Genomic DNA, 3,951 nt, shown 5'->3' on the forward strand with positions numbered 1-3,951 from the left:
GCCGGACGGGTAGCTGGTGTAGGGGGTCTGGGCCTGGGCCGCGCCGGCCGCGGACAGTGCGAACGCGCCGGCCGCGAGGACGGCGAAGGTCTTGATGACGGTCATGGGGGTGTCTTTCCGGTGGGGTTTGCCCTGTGCGGAGAGAACGGGGTTCAGGGAGGAAAGGTTGCCGTGGGGCCGCACGCGCCTCCGAGGTTCCCCCGGACCCCTCCTCTCCCCTCGCCTCCCCGCCTCCGCTAGACCGATCCGATGACCGCCTTGCCCCTGAACGAGATTCTGATGCTGCTCGCCGCCCTGGTCGCGGCGGGGCTGGCGGGCGGCCTGATCGCCGGGCTGTTCGGGGTGGGCGGCGGGACGGTGATCGTGCCGGCGGTGTTCTACGCCTTCGAGGTGCTGGGCGTCGGGGGCGAGTCGAACCTGCATGTGGCGATCGGGACGTCGCTGCTGACCATCGTCGCCACCTCGTGGCGGTCGCTGAGGGCGCACCGGACGCACGGGGCGGTCGACGAAGTGGTGCTGAAGACCTGGACCCCGTGGGTGGCGGTCGGGGCGCTGCTCGGGGCGGCGGTGGCGGGCGTCACTTCGATGGAGGGGCTGGCGATCGTCTATGCGGTCTGTCTGGCGGCCGTGGCGGCGCAGATGGGGCTGATGCCGGAAGGATATGCGCTGAGGCGGGACCTGCCGACCGGCTGGGGACGGCGCGGGCTCGGGACCGTGATCGGCGGGCTGTCGGCGATGATGGGGATCGGCGGCGGCAGCTTCGGCGGCATGCTGATGTCCCTGTGCGGTCGGCCGATCCACCAGGCGGTGGCGACGGCCTCGGGCTTCGGCGTGGCCATCGGGACGGCGGCGACGATGGGGTTCATCGTGTTCGGCTGGGACGCCGCCGGACGGCCGCCGTTGTCGCTGGGCTATGTCAACGTGCCCGGGGCGGTGGTGATGGCGGTGCTGACCACGGCGGTGGCGCCGTGGGGGGCGAAGCTGGCGCATTCGCTGGACCGGCGGGTGCTGCGGCGGGCGTTCGCCCTGTACCTGCTGGCGACGGCGGTGCTGGTGGTGGTGAAGGCGCTCTAGGGGCGGAGCGTCAGTTCCGCCGGCGTGGCGCTGAACGAGGAGAGGCGGCCGAGGTAGCTCATGCCCAGCAGGCTGTGCGGCAGGCCCTGCTCGACGACCAGGGCTTCCACGGCGGCGACCCGGGCGCCGGCGACGGCGACGGCGCGCAGCCGCACCGGGGCGGCGCGGACGGGTCCGGAGGCGGTGACCACCGTGCCGGAGAAGTCTTCGGAGGTCAGCTTCAGGCCGAGACGGGCGGCGTCTTCGCGGGTCAGGGCCACGACGCTGGCGCCGGTGTCGACCATGACGCGGACGGCGCGGCCGTCGATCACGGCCTCAGCCCAGTAGTGGCCGTCGGCGGCCCTCAGAACCTGGCCGGGGCTCCCCGTGGCGGGCGTGGAGGCGACAGGGACGGCGGCCTGGGCCTGACCGCGCAGGCCCGCCTGATCCATCCACCAGGCGGTGGTCAGGGCCGAGGCGACGGCGAGGGCCATGACGGCCGCGGAGGACAGATCGAACCGCATGGCCGTGTTCTCGCACGACGCGGTTGGGATGCGGTGAAGAGGGATGGTTGGCGGGGGGTAAACGAGGGGCGAGGGGCGAGGGTCGAGGGTCGAGGGATGAGCGAGGCGGGCCCCGCCGCGTCAGGAGTGAACTCGCCCGCTACCCGGCGCCGCCTGTACCCCCGGCCCTCGCCCCTCGCCCCTCGTACCTTCCCGGCAGTTCCGCCATGATCCGCGCGCGGTCCTCATCCGTGAGGCCGCTCCAGCCGCCGATCTCCGACAGGGTGCGCCAGCAGCCGAGACACAGGCCCGAGGCGCCGTCGACGATGCAGACCTTGACGCAGGGCGTCGCGATCGAGCGGGGCGGGCCGGGCGGCGGGCTGGACATGGGCGATCAGTAGCGGGTCGCGGCGCCGGGGGGAATTGTCGGCGGCCGCCGGATGGGGCACTGCTGGCGCATGACCCTGATCCAGACGGAACGACGCGGCGCGATCGAGATATGGACGCTGTCGCGGCCCGAGCGGCTGAACGCCCTGCCCGACCTCGAGGACGGCGAGGCCTTCGCGGCGGCCTGCGCGGCGGTGAACGCCGACGCCGGGGTGCGCTGCGTGGTCATCACCGGCGCGGGGCGGGCCTTCTCGGCCGGCGGCGACCTGAAGGCGATGCGAGACCGGCGCGACCTGTTCGCCGGCACGGGGGCCGAGATCCGCGAGCGCTATCGCCGGGTGGTGCATCGGATCGTGCGTTCGCTGTACGGGCTGGAGGTTCCGCTGGTGGCGGCGGTGAACGGGCCGGCCATGGGGCTGGGTTGCGACATCGCCGGGCTGGCCGACATCCGGCTGGCCTCGACCGAGGCGACCTTCGGCGTGCCGTTCCTGAAGCTGGGCATATTGCCGGGCGACGGCGGCGCCTGGCTGTTGCCGCGCAACGTCGGCTATGCGCGGGCGGCGGAGATGCTGTTCACCGGCGACACGATCGACGCGGCGACGGCGGAGCGCTGGGGGCTGGTCAATCACGTCGTCGCGCCGGAGGCGCTGATGGACGAGGCGCTGAAGTTCGCCGGCAAGGTCGCCGCGCACGGGCCGCAGGCGCTGCGCATGGCCAAGACCCTGCTGCGCCAGGGCCGCGACGCCAATTTCGACCAGATGCTGGAGATGACCGCCGCCATGCAGGCGCTGGCTCATCTGACCGAGGATCACGCCGAGGGCGTGGCCGCGGTGCTGGAGAAGCGGCCGGCGGATTTCACCGGCCGCTAGCCTCCTACCCTTCCCGCGCCGGCGCCTGCATGGCGCGGTCGGCGGGGACGCCGACGGCGGCCTCGCGGGGGGCGCCGGCGGTCTGGCCGGGCTTCATGAATTTGACCAGCACGCGTTGGCCGATCAGCAGCGGGGCGTCGCCGGCGGTGACGACCACCTCGATGACCCGCTCGTCCGAACGCTGCGACGGATCGTCCGAGGCCAGCTTGCGGGCCCCGAAGACCGCGGCGCGGCGCAGGACGGTGCCGACATAGACCTTGGACGGGTCGCCCTCGGGGGTGATCTCGACGGCCTGGCCGTTGGTGACATTGGGGATGTCGCTCTCGACGATCTCGGCGCGGGCGATGCGCGGCGCGTCGGGCTCGAGATCGAACATGGTCGAGACGTTCAGGGTCGAGGCGCCGGCGCCGGGGTTGGCGTAGCGGCGCACGATACGGCCGCTCTGGGGCGCGCGGATCACGGTCAGCTCGACATTGTAGGCGGCCTGGTCGCGGCGGGCGCGGGCGGTCTGGACCGCCGCCTGCTGCGAGGCCAGCCGGGCCTGGGCCTGGGCGATGGCGTCGCGGGCCTCGTCCATGCGCTGGGCGGCGACGAAATTGGTGGCCACCAGCTGCTGCAGGCGGTCGTGCTCGCGCTGGGCGGTGCGGATGTCGACCTGGATCAGGCGCAGCTGGCTCTCGGCCTGGGCCACATCGGCCGCGGCGCTCTGCAGGGCCAGGCGGGGCTCGTCGTCTTCCTGGCGGGCGAGGATCTGACCGGCGACGACGCGGTCGCCTTCCTGCACCAGGACCTCGCGAACGACGCCGCCGCGGCGGGCCGCGATCTGGATGATCCCGCCCTCGACGTCGACCTTGCCATTGGCGATGGCGGCGTAGGGACTGTCGACCTTGCGGGCGGCGGCCTGCTCTTCGTCCGCCTGCTTCTTCGCGGCGCCGGCCTGCATGACGTTGAAGCCGACAAAGACGACGACGATCAGCACGACGCCGATCCAGAGCCATTTGTTCTTCAGAAAGCGGGGGATGCGGGACATGGGCGGTTCAGTCCTTGGGATCGGTCAGTGCGAGGCCAGGGTGGCGTCGGGATTGGGGGTGCGGCGTTGATCATCGATGATGACGCCGTCTTCGAGCTTGATGACGCGG

At 72.6% G+C, this 3,951-nt stretch carries 5 protein-coding genes; 2 read left to right on the forward strand and 3 right to left on the reverse strand.

The window, feature by feature from the left end:
• Nucleotides 1-249: 249 nt before the first annotated feature.
• Entirely contained in the window at nucleotides 250-1,074 is an 825-nt protein-coding gene (locus RDU12_RS13495) for a sulfite exporter TauE/SafE family protein (protein WP_300292000.1), read from the forward strand.
• Here the strand turns inward: RDU12_RS13495 and RDU12_RS13500 are convergent.
• Both RDU12_RS13500 and RDU12_RS13505 read right to left on the reverse strand, forming a co-directional pair.
• A complete protein-coding gene (locus RDU12_RS13500) occupies nucleotides 1,071-1,577 on the reverse strand; it encodes a TIGR02281 family clan AA aspartic protease (RefSeq protein ID WP_308685126.1) in 507 nt (168 codons plus the stop codon). The two genes, RDU12_RS13495 and RDU12_RS13500, sit on opposite strands and share 4 nt — an antisense overlap.
• 139 nt (nucleotides 1,578-1,716) lie before the next feature.
• Entirely contained in the window at nucleotides 1,717-1,944 is a 228-nt protein-coding gene (locus RDU12_RS13505; protein ID WP_308685128.1) for a DUF1289 domain-containing protein, read from the reverse strand.
• A gap of 70 nt (nucleotides 1,945-2,014) precedes the next feature.
• On the opposite strand from RDU12_RS13505, the gene RDU12_RS13510 reads away from it, so the two are divergent.
• Nucleotides 2,015-2,812, forward strand: coding sequence for a crotonase/enoyl-CoA hydratase family protein (locus RDU12_RS13510; protein ID WP_308685130.1), 798 nt, complete (start codon nucleotides 2,015-2,017; stop codon nucleotides 2,810-2,812).
• Nucleotides 2,813-2,816: 4 nt separating this feature from the next.
• Here the strand turns inward: RDU12_RS13510 and RDU12_RS13515 are convergent, their stop codons facing one another.
• Entirely contained in the window at nucleotides 2,817-3,833 is a 1,017-nt protein-coding gene (locus RDU12_RS13515) for an HlyD family efflux transporter periplasmic adaptor subunit (RefSeq protein WP_308685132.1), read from the reverse strand.
• Between the last annotated feature and the right edge of the window lie 118 nt (nucleotides 3,834-3,951).

It is taken from the genome of Brevundimonas sp. (assembly GCF_031082345.1).
Lineage (GTDB): Bacteria > Pseudomonadota > Alphaproteobacteria > Caulobacterales > Caulobacteraceae > Brevundimonas.